Origin of the sequence: Phormidium sp. FACHB-1136 (assembly GCF_014697375.1) — a bacterium.
Taxonomy (GTDB): Bacteria; Cyanobacteriota; Cyanobacteriia; order Phormidesmidales; family Phormidesmidaceae; genus Nodosilinea.
Genome location: NZ_JACJRS010000072.1, coordinates 1 through 15,286, shown reverse-complemented (window position 1 = coordinate 15,286; position 15,286 = coordinate 1). Strand labels below are relative to the sequence as shown.

The window sequence follows — 15,286 nt, the reverse complement described above, 5'->3', positions numbered from 1 at the left end:
AGCTGCGCGCAACGCAGCTATTCAAAACGCTAGGACGTATATAGGGAAAGTGCTATGGAATCGCGTTAATCCAGGTGGACTAAGAATGGACTAATTAGCGCTATTAGTTGCTACCTATTGCTATCTATCGCTACTATACCTAGCAGTTGATACCAGGTAATACCAATGGGGAAAACAGTACAAACTAACTTGCGGTTGGATTCAGAGATTCGTGATCGGGCCATCGCGGCTGCTGAAGGTCAGCGGCTACAACTTGCCCGATTTGTTGAGCTTGCTTTGCTGGCTTACCTCGATGGCGTAGCAGATGGTAGCGCTACCGTAGCACGGAATAGCGGTATGGTAGCGGCTGATATTGTCGCCCGCCTGGAGGCCGTAGAAGAGCGCCTGGGGGAGTTGAGCGCCGCTTAGCCCAGCGGCAACCCACGCCACACACCGCCACCGCCATCGGGGGCAGCGAGGCAGCACGGTCTGGGGAGGGCCAGCACCCTAGAGCCGATGGGGCAAGGTGGCTCACCACGGGTCAGGCCGTACAGATTAGCAAAGCCAGGGGCGGGCCGGATAGCCGTAGCACCCTCCTAGCCTGGGCTGAGGATGGCAGACTAGCCCAGATTGGGCTGAGACACTGCCCACACGGATCGAGGCACAAGAATCTGGCCAGCTTTGAAGATCTGCGGTTCGAGGGGTGAGGTTGTCCAATTTTGTCCAAGGTGCCCTGGTGTATCACTAACCTTCTAAACTTTCTAAACCCTAAACCCCCGACCCATAGCCATTGCGGCCATTTAGACCCGATACGGCTGGGCAAGTTTGAATAGTTCGATGGTGTCGATCTGGTGCCTATCGGTGTCCCTGAATTTTGCCTAGCGAAAGCCCCAAACCTTCACAGGCTGCGGGCTAGGAGCAGGGGGGAGGGGCGAAAACAACACCCCTATTCTGTCCTAACTAGCCTCCGTCCTGCAATATCAGAATGTTTCTATCCCTCGCCGCGAGTCGAGTATCCTAGTCGGCCCTAAAGTGTTAGCTAGGCGAGCCCTTTCGCAAAGACCCGCCCGCTTTCAGAACCATGCGTGAGAGTTTCCCCTCACACGGCTCCCCTTGGATAGTTTCCATTCAAATGAGTTCTCTTTAGCCGTTGATGATTCGCATCCAAAGGGCTTAGGGCAGCGGGTATCGAGTAGAGAACTCTTCTTCTTTATGGGTCTCGATGACGCAGTTCTCTTGGGGATAGGCAACACAGGTAAGAATGTAGCCCGCTTCGATTTGCTCATCATCCAGGAAGGATTGATCGGATTGATCAACACTACCAGAGATGAGTCTGCCAACACAGGAGGAGCAAGCCCCAGACCGACAGGAATAGGGAAGATCCCAACCAGCCTCTTCGGCGGCCTCTAAAATGTAAGTGTCGTCACTACAGTCGAAGTCGGTAGTCTGACTGTAGTCACGGGTGTGTAATGTAACCTGGTAGTAGGTTGCCATGATTTGTCCTCTTCTCAAATAAGACAGTAAGGTTGGATGGGTAGTGTTCTAGACCTGTGTGTGTCACCAAGCCAGATTCAGCGACGGCAACAATTCTGGGACAGCCATCCACAGGTCTAGCGCACTACCCTGGTCGTCATGCTCCAGAATAGCCTGCTCCTACGACAGCAGGCCATCGACCATAATCTTTCGTTTGAGGTGCTGTTGAACTTTCAGCAGGCGGTGATTCAAACTAAATTGCTTACCGACTTACGAGGCAGCAGGACAGGGCCAGTTCAGCCAGGCGGCTTAAGGAAAAGACTGGAATCACGGATCTGGGAGAAGCAGAAGCATTGGTGGTATCGCAAGGTGGAGTGATGCCCCAACAAAAACCCCAGCCTTTGCCGCCGATGGGCTGGGGTTGGGGCTTTGGGTACTTTGGTGCAATGTGCCGAAAGCAACAGCACATCACGACACCATACGCCCCCGGCTATGGCATGACTGGCCAGTCTGCCCAGCATTTAGACCGCCCGCCACAATTCCCACGATTGTATAGTTCGATGGTGCATCAATAGTACCTATCGGTGTCCCTGTTTTGTACCAAACAAAAGCCCCAATCCCTCACAGGCCAGGGGATTGGGGCATGGGCGTGGTGTCCTTGGGGCTGCAACGCAAGGTATCAGCGATGTGACAAAATGCGACACTACAATTCCGAAATTCTGAACGGGCTACCGACTCACCCGCCGCTGGGCCAGACGCAGCAAACTGCGGGTTAGGCGGGCCTCGGTTTCAGTCCTGGGGATGCCCAACGATGCCTCGGTGGAAACAATTTGATCAGCCAGTGAGCGGGTAGTCTCAGGGTCGAAAATTCCAGCGAGCGACACCAGGGACAACCTCAATTTCCACAATCGCCACAGCCTCGCACGATACTGCCTCAGTTCCCGTGGCTGGGTGCCGGGTGGGCGGGGTGAGTGATTGGGGCCATTCCTAGCCGATTGACGCTTACCTGCCTCGGAGGTGGGGCCAGTGCTCTGTTCCCATGGGCGAACCTGATTGATTAGCTGTCGTTGCCGCTCACGGGCTGCGGGTGTCCATCGGGGCATGGGGACTCTACTCCTGACTCAGTTCGTTCGTTGTTCGTTTGCGATGCTGGCCAGCACGTCGTAAAAATCGGGCTGAGCAGCTTTGAGGGCTACCAGTTCAGGCAGGATGACCACAAGCACGGCCCGATCCTGATCCTGTTGGCGTTCGGCCTCCAGCGCAGCCCCTATCGCGGCTGTCGCCTTGTTTTGGCACCGTTCGCAGATCGGCGTGGGTGAAGTCGCCGAGGGCTGGGGAGGTGACTGAGAGAAGGACTAGGTAGCGGTCGCTCATGCGGCTACATCCATGGGGTTTAGATCGGCTAAGGGCACCGTTCGCACCGTCTGCACAACAGGATTCTGTAGCTGAATCGTGGCCATGCTGCCCTCGGTGGATAGCACGACCCAAACACCAAGGGACGCCCCCCACAGCACCGACCGACCGACCCACAGATCAACGCTACAGGGGGGTTCTGGTGTGTCACACCCCCCTGGTGATTGCACATTAACAGGGGGGGGTGTGACAGGTTCCGATGGCTTATCCTCCATGGGTTGCCGCCGTTCAGCACGACGGGCCAGGATGGCGAGGGCCATGGCTTTACCGTCTTGGTCGATCTGATAGATCCGGGTTCGCTGTTTGCCCTGCCTTACCTGACGGGACTCGGTAGCCAGCCCCATCTGGTCTAGCAGTTGCCCTAGCATCTGCTGGGGACTCATATCAGGCCGTAGCGCCACGTTTAGCGCGGCCTTGACCTGTGGGGCGAGGGCAAGGGCATTGGCCCCAAACTGGGCAAGGGCATCATCGTCGGTGCCCCATTCGTCTGGGTTATTCAGCCATTGGCCGAGTCCTAGGCGCATCCTGACCTGTCGCCGTAGTTCTGAGGTGGAAATATCCCACGGGCAGATACCCAGATGATGCTGGGCCTGTCGTTCAACGGAGCGCACCACCGCCGCGCTGGCGGTCTCAGGGTGGATGAAGGCTTCAAGCTCTAGCAGTTGCCCACGGTAGCGCCCGTCATTGTCGAGCAACACCAAGTCAGGCGTTACCTGGTCAGGTTGGATGGCATAGAAGTCGGCAAGGTGCCACTTCGCGAGGGCCAGCCTTTCATCGGCTTCGAGGTGTTCAGCCTGTTCTAATGCCTTGGCCTGGGTAGCGGTTAGGTTAGCCGCTCCTGCCGTGGCCCTGGCTTCAGATTCCTTGATCTGGAGTCGCACCGCTGCCAGTTGTTGCTTAGCGTCCTGGTCTGCATCCAGGCGTTCGATGGTGACGTTATGCCCCTCATGGATGAGTCGCACCTTGAGGGCAGATCGCAGGGATAGCATGGAGCGGTTACGGTCGGCCTCAATCCTAGCCCATAGGTCAACGTGGGGATTGAGCCAGTCGTAGTCGGTGATATTCCCGATAAGGGCTCCTAGGCTGGCGGCGGTCATCTGGGCGTTGGCGTTGGCTTTGTCTTGGAGCAGCTTTTTCAGGCGGAGGGGATTGGTATCCCGCCCCACCTTGGAAAAGCTCCGACCATACTTGGCACACCACACCACACGGGGGATAGGCTTGCGTACCCGTGCGAGGGCTTGGCTCATGTCGGCATCGGTGCTGCTGGCCCCCCAGAACAGGCCATAAACCTTGTCGAAATGTTCAACCTCAATCGATACCCCGGTGGCCATAGATGGGGTTGCGATAACCACCTGGTAAGCGGTGATGGTGTTGTTTGGGTCGGTAATAACCAGCCGCTCAGTCTCGCCCCCGCTGGTGTCGGAGTTGAGTAGGAGCTGCCGCCCCATGCCCGCCGTTTCAACCTCGCTGATTAGCCAGTCTAGGCGCTTGCTGCCTGCCTTAGAGTCGGTGACGACTAGCACCCGCTGACCCGCTGCTACATCAGCGATCAGGCGGGCTGTGATAGCGCTGGCATCGGGGGATTCGATGAAGGTGATGGGCCAAGGGGTTGGCTTGGCATCATTCACCAGTAGCCAGATCGGGGCATTGTCGCCTCGGAGCGCTCCGAGGTAGTCAAGGTAGGGTTTAGCTAGGTCGGCATCTGCAACGATGATCCGGCGGGCTGATTGCACCAGTTGGGTGAACCGAGCCAGCAGCATAGGACGCGCCCCGTCTTTGTTGCAGGTTGAACTGGTGAGCAGGTGCCGCATGACCTGCACAAACTCATCCAGAATCAGATTGCAGCCCCTGAATTTATCAGGGTCGATGGCCATCAACGTGCCGTCTACGCAGCCCCCGACCCGTAGGGTATAGCCCTCGTCGTCAATAAATTCGCCGTTGAGTCGGCTAAGGTCGCCTCGGTAGTTAATCCCAAGACGCTGGCATAGGTTACGCATTAGGGCGATTCGGTGCCCTAGGGCTAATTCCAGACCACTATCAACCAGGTCAGCCATTAACCCCGTCTTACCTGTCCCCTTGGCGCTCTTAAAGGCCACGATGCCCGTTTCAGGAATCGCCTCAGTGTCGATGGTGTCCAGGGTGCTGGTGTTGACCTGCATGGCGGGGGCCATGCTGCCTAGGGGATTGTCGAGGGCCAGCTTTAGCCGCCATTCCTCTAGGGTTAGCGCCTGGTCGATGGCGTGGTGTAGGGCATTGGGGCCAGCATTGGCAACCAGATCGTCTAAGCCCTTGCCCTGGTCGGCTGACCATTCAACAATCCGAACGATGCAGCCCGCCGCCTGCAACAGGCCACCAAACCGCAGTAATGCCCCAACGACCCGCCGCCGTGCCGTTGCCTTGATGTCTTGGTCAAAGGCCAGATAGATAGGGCGTCCTGGGGTCGCTATAGCCTTGATATCGGCAACCAGCTCCGGCTGGATGGAGTTGCCTAGGGCATCCTTCACCCGGTAGCCTGCGTTGACGCCGACTAGAGCCACCGTGGCGTAGCCCTGGGATAGGCCACAACCGCCTTTCTTACCCCCCTCGGTGATGACTACCGGAGCTGATGGGATGGACAGCCACCATGCCCAAAAGCCGTCATCCTTCGCTTTGACGGCGGCTAATAGACGAACAATGCGACGGCAACCTTCCGACCGAGTTCCGCTTCGATGGCTTCCAAATCCTTTTGGTCGGGGGTAAAAAGAATCCCCTTCAATCTGCTGTCCGTCATCACGGGATCGATAAGCTGATAGCGCGATAGGCTGACCAGCCGGGATATTATCGCCGGGGGCACCCCATCCCGCTCCCAGGCTTCTATCGCCATCTGTCGAGCTTTCCTTTGACGTCTGGAAGGTTTCTGCGAAGGCGTTCCGAATCCTTTGCTGATATTCCTTGCCATATCCATGCCTCTTCGCAATTTTCAGCCCAACCCGCCAGGACACGGCCAGAAAAAGCGCCCTAGGTTTTTGGCCCTCAGGAGAGGTGTACTTCTTAATTTTGCCTGTGTGGTCGTGGTCTGGAGTATCGGCTTTGAATTGGCCCCACTCCATCGGTACCCAGTTGTTGAGGGGGTCTAATCCTGATACCCACCAACCACCTTGGGATGAGTTCTCGTAGCGCTGTAGGACGTTGCGAACGGCTCCTGTGGCGTACTGGGCAGAGTGCCCACCAAAGCCCGCCAGCTTATCCCCAGCCAGCCGTTCAATGACCTCCTGGCCCTCAATGCTGCGAACGTTAGCCGCGATGATTTCAGGGGCAACGCAGGACGCCTGCCATTCTGTATGGTGCCGTGGCTCTAGGTAACTCATGCCGCCACCTCCAGCCGCTGCGCCGCAATCGCCCAAACTTCGCTGGGGTGGCACCCGCTCTCGCTACACCACAGCCCTATCGCCGCCCGCCTAGTCGGTGGGGGCCAGGTCGCTACGTTGTCCAGCCGCGTTAACGCCTCGCTGAGGCTGGAGAGGGCCAATCCCCGGTAAGGCGATGTAGTTTCAGGGGTATAATGGGGGTAGAATTTTTCGGTGTTTTCAGTTTGCGATGCTGGGTATACCATTGAAGTGTAAGCACCCCTGGTAAGGGTGTCATTGGCCCGCAATTTGTCCATAGGTGAGCCGACGAAACTCAGGGGACAAATTCGGGATTTACGTTGAAAGAGGGCTTGGCGGGGTGGTATCCGCTAAGCCCTTTTTAATGCCTGATTGTCTTGCAGACGCAAAAATTCCTCACTCCGCAAGAAACGGGTGAGGGCAATCCGGCAAAGCTTAGTGTGACTCAGGCTAGGGTTGGCCTCAATCGCTTGGTCAATCAGTTTTAGATCAGCGTTGGGCAGTCGAAAGGCGACCGTTCCAGTTCTGGAGCTGGGCATGGGATTGTTCGTAAAGAATTAGTTTGTTCACGGGACGACTCCACGGCTTACCTCTATGCGCTGGGCTTGCGGTTTTATGCCGCGCCCTTCTCCTATCTGCGTCCCTTTATTTTACCCCAAAGTTCTGGGCGTGTTTGCATTCTAGTGTCAGACGCAACGAGAAATAAGGATTTCTCTCGGTGGCCTACACCAGGGATAGTGGTTTCTTATCCCCTGCCTCTGCCACGGGGCGGGCCTGAGTGAATGGGGGTTGGGTTCATCCAGCCACCCGTTGCCACAGGCGGGCAATCTCGGCTAGCAGCACTTGAATATTTTGGGTGAAGGCTCGGTGCTCGGTGGCATTAGCGGCCATCGTCTGGTCAAGGCGCTGACGGTCGGCCCTAGCTTCAGCTAAGAACACCTCAAAGCGTTGATCGGTTTCTTGCTGCTGTCGGCCTAGGTCGGCAATCATCCCGACTGTATCCGCAATCGCAGACTCTAACCGATTGCCCGCGTCATCAATACGCCCCGACCATGCCTCAATGGCACGGGCATTACTTTCTGCTACCTGCTCTGCACGGGCTAGCCGATCAGCGGTGGCCGCTAGCACAGATTCCACACGGTCTAGGCGCTGGATGCTGGCGGCATTGGACTCGGCCACGGTGGCTAGCAGAGCCTCTATCCGGTCAAGGCGATCATTGCTACTGGTCATTTGCTGCCCTCGCTCCGAATGTCGGCATTCTCAGGCTTGGCTAGTTCTTCCTTGATCAGGTGTTCAATTTGTTGGCTTCTATTTCGCGTGTTCTTTTCAGCCAGCCTGTCTAGCAGGTCAACCGACTCATCACTGATAGATATTGTGATTCGCATCATATGGGCGGCAATCGTCATATCAATCCTACTCCCTTGAGTTGAAACGGCTGTGTTTTAATCGGTGCGGCACTTTTATGCACTACTATACTCAACTTTATTCATTTTGTATTCATAAATGTGTATAACTGTGATATACCTGTTTACAGCAGTGAACGCCCTGTAACCATTGCAAAAACTAGAGGGCGGCTGCAGTGAACGCCTGATTTTGTTCCCTGCCCAGTTTTTTCAACGTTTCTAACCCGTTTCTAGCCATGACTCAGATTTCTCTCAGTTCCTACTGCAAAGGCCGCAACCTCCCCAAGGCCACCGTTTACAAGGCTTTGAAGGCTGAGGGCTTCGACACCAGCCAGGGCATGAGTCCCGAAGCGGTGGCATGGGCAGACGCCTATTTCCTGGACAATCCCACCGAACCCACCGCCATCGTCCCCACGGTGATCGAGGTGGGGAACCACCGGGGGCAGCTTGCTTTGCCCCAAGCCCCCGCCGCCATCAACCTGGCCGATTACCGGGGTGATGTTGCCCTGACCAGCTTTGAGCCGGAAGACGTGGATCGCTTCCTGAGTAGCTGTGACGGTTTCCTGGAGGCTGTCGAGGCCGATTATCACCAGCAACAGGCCATCACCCAACGGAAGGCCCAACAGGCCGCAGCGGTGAAGGCCAAAGTTGAGCAGGTGAAGGAAGCCAGCCTGGTTTACAAGCTGCGTTCTGAGCAGTTGGCGCTGCATAACGCCGCCATTGATGCCCAGGTTCAGCGGGATATGTCTGTGCTGGGAAAGCCCCAACAACCCGCCGAAAGCGCCCAGCCCTAGGGGTTTACATCGCCCTAGCAGTAGCTGGGACAGCCCTGGCCATTCTGTTGTTTTGAGGATTTCCGATGATTCACACCCCCACCTATCCCGCCGAGTTTGCCATCGGGCAGGTTGTCAGAGTCCATCTAGGCTACGGGCCTTACGAAGCCCCCGTCACCGAGCAGCGCTGGGATGCCGAGGCCGCCGATTGGTACTACTGCCTCGAAGGTTACGACCTTGAATTTGCCGCCTACCGCATCCACCCGATTTAGGAGGCTCAAACCATGACCATCCAAGACGAACTACGCGCCGAGTACGAGAGCTACCAGATTTACGACCTGTGGCATTGGGATGCCGGGGACTATTGCAGCGAAGACGGTTTCCCCACCGAGGCCGAGTGTCGGGCCGATTTCGAGCAGTTCATCGCCACGTTGGAGGACTAGCCCATGCTTAGCCCTGACCCAACCCTAGGGGATGTCTTCGACCTGGCCCTCGCCGTTGCTGAGGCTCAAGCGGAACTGAGCGAAGACGACATCCCACGGCTGCGCGAACTGTTGCAAAGGGGGCTGGATGCCTTCGAGATCGACACCGAGCTAGCCCACGACTATGCCCAGCGTATCGATGCCTTGGAGGGTTAGCTATGCCCACCTATCCCGCCGAGTTTGCGATTGGCCAGCCTGTGGTGCTGGACATCGAGGGCACCACCTACCGCAGCACCATTACCCGCGCCTACTGGGATACCGCTATCGAGGACTGGCTCTACCAAGTTGCCGGGTTGGCCGGATGCGAGATTCCGGCCTACGAAATTCACCCTGCTTAGGAGCGCCCATGCAGTTTGTTGACGTTTACACCCAGCTTGAGGGGCAACCGCTCGAAGCCTTCACCCTGACCCGTCCCTACTGGTTTTCCCCCTGGTGCCTGTTGGGCTATGAGTGGGTGCTGTACCCCATCCTCCCAGGCCAGACCTACACCCTAAGCGAGGGCTATCGTACCGTCACCTGTAGCGAAGTTTATTAGGAACCCCGCCATGACCGATTTTGAGCTTGAGATTGACACCAGCGACCTGCCCGCATCCTGCCTAGACTGCGCCCATTGGTGCGTTTGTGGGGGTTGCGAGTTGGCAGGCAACCCAGCGGTTGAAGCCTTCACCGACCCGTACCAAAACCCCCACGATGCCGATATGCGTAACTGCCCAGGTTTTGAGGAATACCAGCCATGAGTTGCGCCTGTACCGACTGCATCTCTTTCGCTCCCGACGACCCCACCGCCGAGTTCTGTTTGCAGGAAAGCAACCCCGCTGTTGTTGAGTTCTGCCAGGACGCCCAGAACTGGGCCAACGCCGATATGCGCCAGTGCCCAGGTTTTCTGGCGAGTTTCGTGCTCAACACCGACTACCTCGACAACGACCTGTACAACCCTGCGACGTGGGTAGGGGCTAGATGACCGCTGCCGAACTCCGAAACGCGATAGACACCGACCTCTACCACGGCGACCCCAGCCGCCTAGCCGAATACGAGACCTACTGGGAGTCCCTACGGCCCCCCCCCACCCCGCCTACTGGCCAGTGATTGACGACCGATTGAATGCTCTCTCGAACCTCTAACCAGGATTCACCCCATGAACACCCCCCCACCTGTTCCCCTCGACTACCGCAAGGAAGCCTTTACCCCAGCTCCCGAAGGGCCGATCCAAAACATCTACCGGGTGCCGTTGCCTTGGTGGCAGAACCGCCGTTACTGGGCGGTAGGTGGCCTGTCCCTGGCTGCCCTAACCGGGGTTGCGTTTGCCCTAGCCCAGTCTGGCCGCGTAGGCAACGAAGGGGTTTATCAAAGCGAAAACCCCGTCCCCAACTATGAAAACGTCATCGCCGCCGCCCAGGACAGGCTAAGCGGTAACTACCAAGATTCGCGCCTGGTGCTGGATGACGTTGCCCGTTCTGTCCTAGAGAACGAAGCCTACCGCTACCGCACCGAGGCCGAACGCGCCGTTCGCCTGGAAACCGACCCCTGCTATGGCCAGCAGTTGATCTGCCCCTTAAACCGCTTTCAACGGGACGCCCAAGCTGCCCTAGACATTGCCAAGGTTGAGCGGGACTGGCAACGGGCCAATGCTGCCCTATTCCGGGTTGAGGCCGTTGAGGTGGCGAGGGCCATGGATGCCCTACCCAGTGACCCGCCGATCAACCTGGCGGTGGTTGCCATCGAAAACATTGCCCAGTATCACGACCGCCAACACTCCCTCTCCCAGGAGGTGCAAGCCCATGAAGTTAGAGAGTAACTGCGCCCGCCTGGTGTTTGCCCTGCTGAACCAGCAAAACCCCGCCACCTTGGCCCTAGGGGCTGGGGTAGTGCCCCTAACCGGGTTCCTATTGTTACTTCTGATTCGCTTGTTAAACGCGCTAGCCCCCGTCCTAGGGGTTGCCCTAATTGCCTGGGGGTGTCTGTTGATGGGCTTGGCTGTTGTGAAGGTTGCCCAGCAGTTTCTCTGGAGGTTCACCCGATGAAACTAGACCAGAACACCATGCTCTATACCGCCATCGGTAGCGCTGCCCTAGGGCTGCTCTGTGGGGTGCAGCGCCCTGCCTCCAACCTCACCCCCGCTGACCTCGAAACCTTCGCCAACGGGGGCCAGGTTGAATACCGGGTGACGAACCCTTACCTACCCTTGGCCATGCTCCTAGGGGCTGTATCGGTGGGTTCTGGCCTTGCCTGGGCACTGAAGGGAGAATCCCCTACGGTTGCCCTCGCTGCTACCCCAGCCGCTCCTATGGCCCCCGTAGCGCCTGCCTGGGATGGGTCTGTCCCGATGCCCCAAGGAACCCAGCCCGACAGTTACCGAGTAGGCAACCCCGCTGCTATCCTGGCCCAACGGTTACGGCCTACCCTCATCGCAGCGAACCCACGGGTGGGGAAGGGGCTAACCGTGGCCCATGCCTACCGACAAGCGCAGGCCAACGGGGCAGCGGTGTGGGTCATCCAGCCGAAGTATCACCCCAAGGAACATTGGTATTGGGAAGCCGCTGATAACGTCCTGGGGTTTATGGCCGATAGCCTCGAAACCAAGGAAGACATCGAGGCCATGCAGGAGGAAATGCAGCAGTTCATCTTCGCTTGGCGGCAAATTCCCCAGCGACCCAAGGTGCTCATTATTGACGAGCTGGCCATGCTCAAAGTCACGTTCAAAACCTGGTATGAGTCCTTTCTCAAGCCTCAGTTAGTGATGGAACTGTCCTCAGGTGAGACCGACGACCGTGCCCTATGGGCCATGACTCAGAGCAGCCTAGTCGGTGACATCGGAGTGAGCGGGGGCATGAGGGCAACCTTTGACCTGCTGACCTTGCAGACCCCAACCAGTCAGGGGCACCTGGAAAGCCTACGGGCCTCGGATAAAACCATCCCGCCCATTGATGACCCCAGCATCTACGAGCGGTCATTCAGCCCCAAAGGTGCCGTCTTCTACCACAGCGCCCTGCCTGAATGGCTGCCCATGGTGGCCTATGAGGTGCCGGAAACTCAGGGGAAAAATGGACAACTAAGTTCCCTGGGTGAAACTTTCCCGGTAACTCGCGGGAACCAAGATGGGGCGGGGGCTGTGGCCTTACCTGAAACGAAAGTTACCGAGTTTCAATCGGCCCAAAATGCCCCCGATTTGGCCCTCATCATCGCGGTAACTCGTGCTTTGGAAACTGGCATGAGCCGCAGCCAGATTATCAAGGATGTTCTCGGCTACACAGGCAAGCGCTACGCCGCCGGGGGCGAACTCTACGACCGCATCCACGCCATCATTCAGGAGAACTCTACCCATGACTAGCCGCACCCCCGCCAACAGCAGCGCCATGGCCCGCACCCCAGGCAAGGGGCCAGAGGTGATCGACGCCCAAGTGATCGACATTCAACCCAGCCCCGTTCGGGGTGGCTCACTACAACTCGCCCCCAGGAACTCCATGCAATCCAACATCCAGGACGGGGGCTGGTTCGATGCCTCCGCAGGCAAGCGGAAACCCGTCTTCGTCATCAGCCCCGCTACCGACCCGTGGTCAATCTTCCCCGTCCTGCGGTCGGGCCTGTCCTGCCTGCGGAACTATCCCCTGCAAACGATGGGCGGTGCCTTTATCTCGGTCTGGGGTGGGCTGTTTGTCCTGGCGGCTGGGCTGAACGTGCTGCAAGGGTCAGCGGTCAAAGCGTCAGGCGACATTTGGAACCCAGTTGTGGCTGGGACAAACTTTGGGGCCATGTTGGTTGTCCCTACTCAGTCCATCGCCGGAAGCGCTCATAAGGTGCTCACCGGGGAAGAACGGATCGGTGAACCCATCGAAGTACGCCCCTACACCAGAGCGGTAAAGGTAGGGGAATAACCATGCTGCTGTGGCGAGTCCGAACCCGCCGTTTAGCCATCCTTGCCTGTGCCGTGGCGGGGGTGGCTTTTCTAGACCTGCTAGAGCCAGGGCGGGGAAAGTTCATCAATCCCATCAACAAAGCCCGTAGTGCCATTGAGGCCCACCAGGTCGCCCGATGGATTGAAGCCAACCGAGTAGACCCCAACGACCAACGCTTGCTGAACTGCGAAGTCATTGCCCCCGACCCCGTTGCCATCGATGCCACCGCTGCCAACATCCGACGGGCCTTGGTGGGCGAATCCGAAGTGTTAACCCTAACCGCCCTCGGTGCCCCTGCCTGCGACCTTGGTAACGGGGTTTACCGCTGGGTTCTATCCAATGGCCTCGCCCTAGACGTAACCGTGAATGAAGGGGAGATAACCCACAGTGAACTCAACCGTTAGCCAACATAAACCCCATTGGACAGAACTCCCCCCAACATGGCGGTGGGTCATCGGTAGCGCCATCCAAGCCAGTGACCTTGCCCTACGCCTGGGCTGTATCGCCCTGGTCGGTGCCTCAACCTGGGTGATGGTGGATACCGAGGCCAACCAACGGTTTACGATTCGCAGGGCCGATGCTGCCACCGTTGCCACCCAAGGCCAAACCTACGCCTCTCCCATCGTCGGGAAAACCCTAGACGACCTCGTTACCTACCCACCCACCCACGGGCAAAGCTTTGGCCCTGAGACAGGCAACCAACGCCGCTACGGCCCCCACGGTGGGGTTGATTTTGATTCCCGCGTAGGAGGTTCGGCGGGGGCTGCTGTCGCCTCTCCCATCTCAGGTACGGTATCTGAGATCCGCAAGATTGGCACCAGCGCAAACGGGGCATCCTACCAAGTCCACATCCAAGGCCAAGACTGGGCGGGGGCCATCGAACACCAGCTCGTCCACGTTGATTCCATCGCGGTTGCGGTGGGCGATACCGTCACCGCTGGGCAAGTCGTTGCCAAGGTAAGCCCTACCGACTCCGTTTCAACCGGGCCTCACCTGGACTGGAAAATCAAGCGCAATGGGGCATGGGTCAACCCTCAGACCTGGGCTAAGGATGCCAAGGGACAGAACGCTACCCAACAGCAGCAAGCCCCCAACGCCCCCGGCGAACCCATCCCCGATGACCTGCTGAAACGCGCCATTGGTCGGGCCGAGGGAACCCGCGACGCCAACGGCAACCCCACCCAAGCGTTCTTTGGCCATCGTGATCCGGGGTGGCAAGGCCGTTGCCAGAACCAGGGCAGTTTCTCTTACCAACACTGTGCAGCCTCGCCCGAAGCCGCCGATCAGTCTTGGCTAGGCACCCTCAGGAAAGCTGAGCAGGACATCAACGCCCAGGCCGTGGCCAAGTTCGGAAAGCCCCTATCCCAAGCCGCCATGGTCGCCGCTTTGGATGGCTACACCCAATCTCCTGATGCAGGAAAGCGCCTAGTTGACCACCTGCCCACCGCAGACCCCAACCCCCAGCAGATTATCCAAGCCCGTACCGCTGCCCTCGAAGCCAGCCGCAGGGCAAAGGGCGGGCCTCCGATGAACGTCCCCCACGACCAGCAACGACGGGTTAATGCCCTGCTAGAGCCGCTAGGCCGATGATGGGAAGGGGAGACGGCCACGACCGACCATTATCTCCCATGTCCGAATCCCTTGATATAGCTAGGTTTCAGAAAACCTCTGGCCCAAAGCTGGGCGTAGTGTGTGAAGCGCGGAACCCCGAAACAACGTGGAGGGGTGCAGCCCAGCCCCATTCCAGCAGCAGGGTATCCACGCCACTGAATCAAGTCGTTATCAAGTCGTGAATGACAGAAAATATCAGGTATTCTTCAGGCTCAATACATTCCAGTCGTGATTAAGTTGTGATTAAGTCGTGAATGGTGGATAAACTCCAGGCGATCCTCTGGTTCAACTTATTTCAGTCGTGAATCAGTCGTTATCAAGTCGTTATCAAGTCGTGAGGAATGTGATGAGTTCAGATTGTCTTTAGGTTCAGCCTAGAGAAGTCGTGAATCAGTCGTTCTTAAGCCGTGATTAAGTCGTGAATCGAAATCATTTGGCATCATTGCGCGCTCTCTCCCGTCTGCCCAAGAGTTGGTCTGCGCAGGGGACATCACCCACAGCCGTCCACAATATCCTCATCGCCAAGGCCGCTTGCACATAGCCCGCCTCTCCGGGGTTAATGAGGTCGCCCGTGAACGGTTTGCGTACCTGATCTTGAGCATGTTGCATCGTGTAGAGTCCCACAATGTTGGTGTAGACAGCTTCATGGAACACACTCAGTCATCAGCGTGGCGGTGGGATGGAGGGGCCTGTGGCCGATGCGGTTGCTGCCCTGACTGTGACGCTTGAGTTCGCCACCACCCGCTCAGACCATGGCCCAATGAGTCCCATTCAGTTCGCCATGCCCGAGATATTGTCAAATCTGGTGTATGGCTAGGATCTAGGCGGCGTCCTGCATCTGGGTCACATCGGGGTTGTCATCCATCCGGTATCCATCCTTGAACGGAATGCCTT

Annotated in this window: 23 protein-coding genes; 15 read left to right on the top strand and 8 right to left on the bottom strand. The window is 57.8% G+C overall.

The window, feature by feature from the left end; genetic code table 11:
• Window positions 1-246 precede the first annotated feature (246 nt).
• From H6G62_RS18715 to H6G62_RS18680, 8 genes are all read right to left on the bottom strand, one after another.
• The gene (locus H6G62_RS18715) at window positions 247-429 is read right to left on the bottom strand and encodes a hypothetical protein (protein ID WP_190497929.1); all 183 of its coding nucleotides are present in this window, start codon (window positions 427-429) and stop codon (window positions 247-249) included.
• A 723-nt stretch (window positions 430-1,152) separates the two neighbouring features.
• Window positions 1,153-1,473 carry a 2Fe-2S iron-sulfur cluster-binding protein gene (locus H6G62_RS18710; RefSeq protein WP_190497927.1) on the bottom strand — a complete coding sequence of 107 codons (321 nt, stop codon included), beginning with the start codon at window positions 1,471-1,473 and terminating at the stop codon, window positions 1,153-1,155.
• Window positions 1,474-2,180: 707 nt separating this feature from the next.
• Window positions 2,181-2,555 (bottom strand): hypothetical protein, encoded by a 375-nt coding sequence (locus H6G62_RS18705; protein ID WP_190497925.1) that lies wholly within the window; start codon window positions 2,553-2,555, stop codon window positions 2,181-2,183.
• A 267-nt stretch (window positions 2,556-2,822) separates the two neighbouring features.
• On the bottom strand, window positions 2,823-6,212 hold the full coding sequence (locus tag H6G62_RS18700) for a plasmid replication protein, CyRepA1 family (RefSeq protein WP_190497923.1): 3,390 nt from the start codon (window positions 6,210-6,212) through the stop codon (window positions 2,823-2,825).
• On the bottom strand, window positions 6,209-6,457 hold the full coding sequence (locus H6G62_RS18695; RefSeq protein ID WP_190497921.1) for a hypothetical protein: 249 nt from the start codon (window positions 6,455-6,457) through the stop codon (window positions 6,209-6,211). Before H6G62_RS18695 ends, H6G62_RS18700 begins: the two co-directional genes overlap by 4 nt.
• 123 nt (window positions 6,458-6,580) lie before the next feature.
• Complete coding sequence (locus tag H6G62_RS18690) at window positions 6,581-6,769, bottom strand: hypothetical protein (RefSeq protein WP_190497919.1); 189 nt, start codon at window positions 6,767-6,769, stop codon at window positions 6,581-6,583.
• A 256-nt stretch (window positions 6,770-7,025) separates the two neighbouring features.
• Window positions 7,026-7,460 (bottom strand): hypothetical protein, encoded by a 435-nt coding sequence (locus H6G62_RS18685; protein ID WP_190497917.1) that lies wholly within the window; start codon window positions 7,458-7,460, stop codon window positions 7,026-7,028.
• Window positions 7,457-7,636 carry a ribbon-helix-helix domain-containing protein gene (locus tag H6G62_RS18680; protein ID WP_190497914.1) on the bottom strand — a complete coding sequence of 60 codons (180 nt, stop codon included), beginning with the start codon at window positions 7,634-7,636 and terminating at the stop codon, window positions 7,457-7,459. Before H6G62_RS18680 ends, H6G62_RS18685 begins: the two co-directional genes overlap by 4 nt.
• A 233-nt stretch (window positions 7,637-7,869) precedes the next feature.
• Here H6G62_RS18680 and H6G62_RS18675 point away from each other — a divergent pair, with 233 nt between their 5' ends.
• The 15 genes from H6G62_RS18675 to H6G62_RS18610 all read left to right on the top strand — a co-directional run bounded on the left by H6G62_RS18675 (window position 7,870) and on the right by H6G62_RS18610 (window position 14,371).
• A complete protein-coding gene (locus H6G62_RS18675) occupies window positions 7,870-8,427 on the top strand; it encodes a hypothetical protein (protein WP_190497913.1) in 558 nt (185 codons plus the stop codon).
• A gap of 65 nt (window positions 8,428-8,492) precedes the next feature.
• Complete coding sequence (locus H6G62_RS18670; RefSeq protein WP_190497911.1) at window positions 8,493-8,678, top strand: hypothetical protein; 186 nt, start codon at window positions 8,493-8,495, stop codon at window positions 8,676-8,678.
• Between the two features lie 12 nt (window positions 8,679-8,690).
• The gene (locus H6G62_RS18665) at window positions 8,691-8,849 is read left to right on the top strand and encodes a hypothetical protein (RefSeq protein WP_190497909.1); all 159 of its coding nucleotides are present in this window, start codon (window positions 8,691-8,693) and stop codon (window positions 8,847-8,849) included.
• A 3-nt stretch (window positions 8,850-8,852) separates the two neighbouring features.
• Window positions 8,853-9,044 (top strand): hypothetical protein, encoded by a 192-nt coding sequence (locus H6G62_RS18660; protein WP_190497907.1) that lies wholly within the window; start codon window positions 8,853-8,855, stop codon window positions 9,042-9,044.
• A 2-nt stretch (window positions 9,045-9,046) separates the two neighbouring features.
• Window positions 9,047-9,226, top strand: coding sequence for a hypothetical protein (locus H6G62_RS18655; RefSeq protein WP_190497905.1), 180 nt, complete (start codon window positions 9,047-9,049; stop codon window positions 9,224-9,226).
• 8 nt (window positions 9,227-9,234) lie between these two features.
• Window positions 9,235-9,423: a hypothetical protein gene (locus H6G62_RS18650; RefSeq protein ID WP_190497904.1), complete on the top strand. Its 189-nt coding sequence runs from the start codon at window positions 9,235-9,237 to the stop codon at window positions 9,421-9,423.
• 10 nt (window positions 9,424-9,433) lie between these two features.
• Window positions 9,434-9,625 carry a hypothetical protein gene (locus tag H6G62_RS18645; RefSeq protein ID WP_190497902.1) on the top strand — a complete coding sequence of 64 codons (192 nt, stop codon included), beginning with the start codon at window positions 9,434-9,436 and terminating at the stop codon, window positions 9,623-9,625.
• Window positions 9,622-9,849 (top strand): hypothetical protein, encoded by a 228-nt coding sequence (locus H6G62_RS18640; RefSeq protein ID WP_190497900.1) that lies wholly within the window; start codon window positions 9,622-9,624, stop codon window positions 9,847-9,849. The genes H6G62_RS18645 and H6G62_RS18640 overlap by 4 nt, the downstream gene beginning before the upstream one ends.
• The gene (locus H6G62_RS28390) at window positions 9,846-9,974 is read left to right on the top strand and encodes a hypothetical protein (protein WP_277883042.1); all 129 of its coding nucleotides are present in this window, start codon (window positions 9,846-9,848) and stop codon (window positions 9,972-9,974) included. Before H6G62_RS18640 ends, H6G62_RS28390 begins: the two co-directional genes overlap by 4 nt.
• 49 nt (window positions 9,975-10,023) lie before the next feature.
• Window positions 10,024-10,683 carry a hypothetical protein gene (locus tag H6G62_RS18635; protein ID WP_190497898.1) on the top strand — a complete coding sequence of 220 codons (660 nt, stop codon included), beginning with the start codon at window positions 10,024-10,026 and terminating at the stop codon, window positions 10,681-10,683.
• The gene (locus H6G62_RS18630; protein ID WP_190497896.1) at window positions 10,667-10,909 is read left to right on the top strand and encodes a hypothetical protein; all 243 of its coding nucleotides are present in this window, start codon (window positions 10,667-10,669) and stop codon (window positions 10,907-10,909) included. The genes H6G62_RS18635 and H6G62_RS18630 overlap by 17 nt, the downstream gene beginning before the upstream one ends.
• Window positions 10,906-12,216 carry a hypothetical protein gene (locus H6G62_RS18625; protein WP_190497894.1) on the top strand — a complete coding sequence of 437 codons (1,311 nt, stop codon included), beginning with the start codon at window positions 10,906-10,908 and terminating at the stop codon, window positions 12,214-12,216. Before H6G62_RS18630 ends, H6G62_RS18625 begins: the two co-directional genes overlap by 4 nt.
• On the top strand, window positions 12,209-12,760 hold the full coding sequence (locus H6G62_RS18620) for a hypothetical protein (protein ID WP_190497892.1): 552 nt from the start codon (window positions 12,209-12,211) through the stop codon (window positions 12,758-12,760). The genes H6G62_RS18625 and H6G62_RS18620 overlap by 8 nt, the downstream gene beginning before the upstream one ends.
• 2 nt (window positions 12,761-12,762) lie before the next feature.
• The gene (locus tag H6G62_RS18615; RefSeq protein WP_190497890.1) at window positions 12,763-13,185 is read left to right on the top strand and encodes a hypothetical protein; all 423 of its coding nucleotides are present in this window, start codon (window positions 12,763-12,765) and stop codon (window positions 13,183-13,185) included.
• The gene (locus H6G62_RS18610; RefSeq protein ID WP_190497888.1) at window positions 13,169-14,371 is read left to right on the top strand and encodes a M23 family metallopeptidase; all 1,203 of its coding nucleotides are present in this window, start codon (window positions 13,169-13,171) and stop codon (window positions 14,369-14,371) included. Before H6G62_RS18615 ends, H6G62_RS18610 begins: the two co-directional genes overlap by 17 nt.
• The last annotated feature ends 915 nt before the right edge of the window (window positions 14,372-15,286 follow it).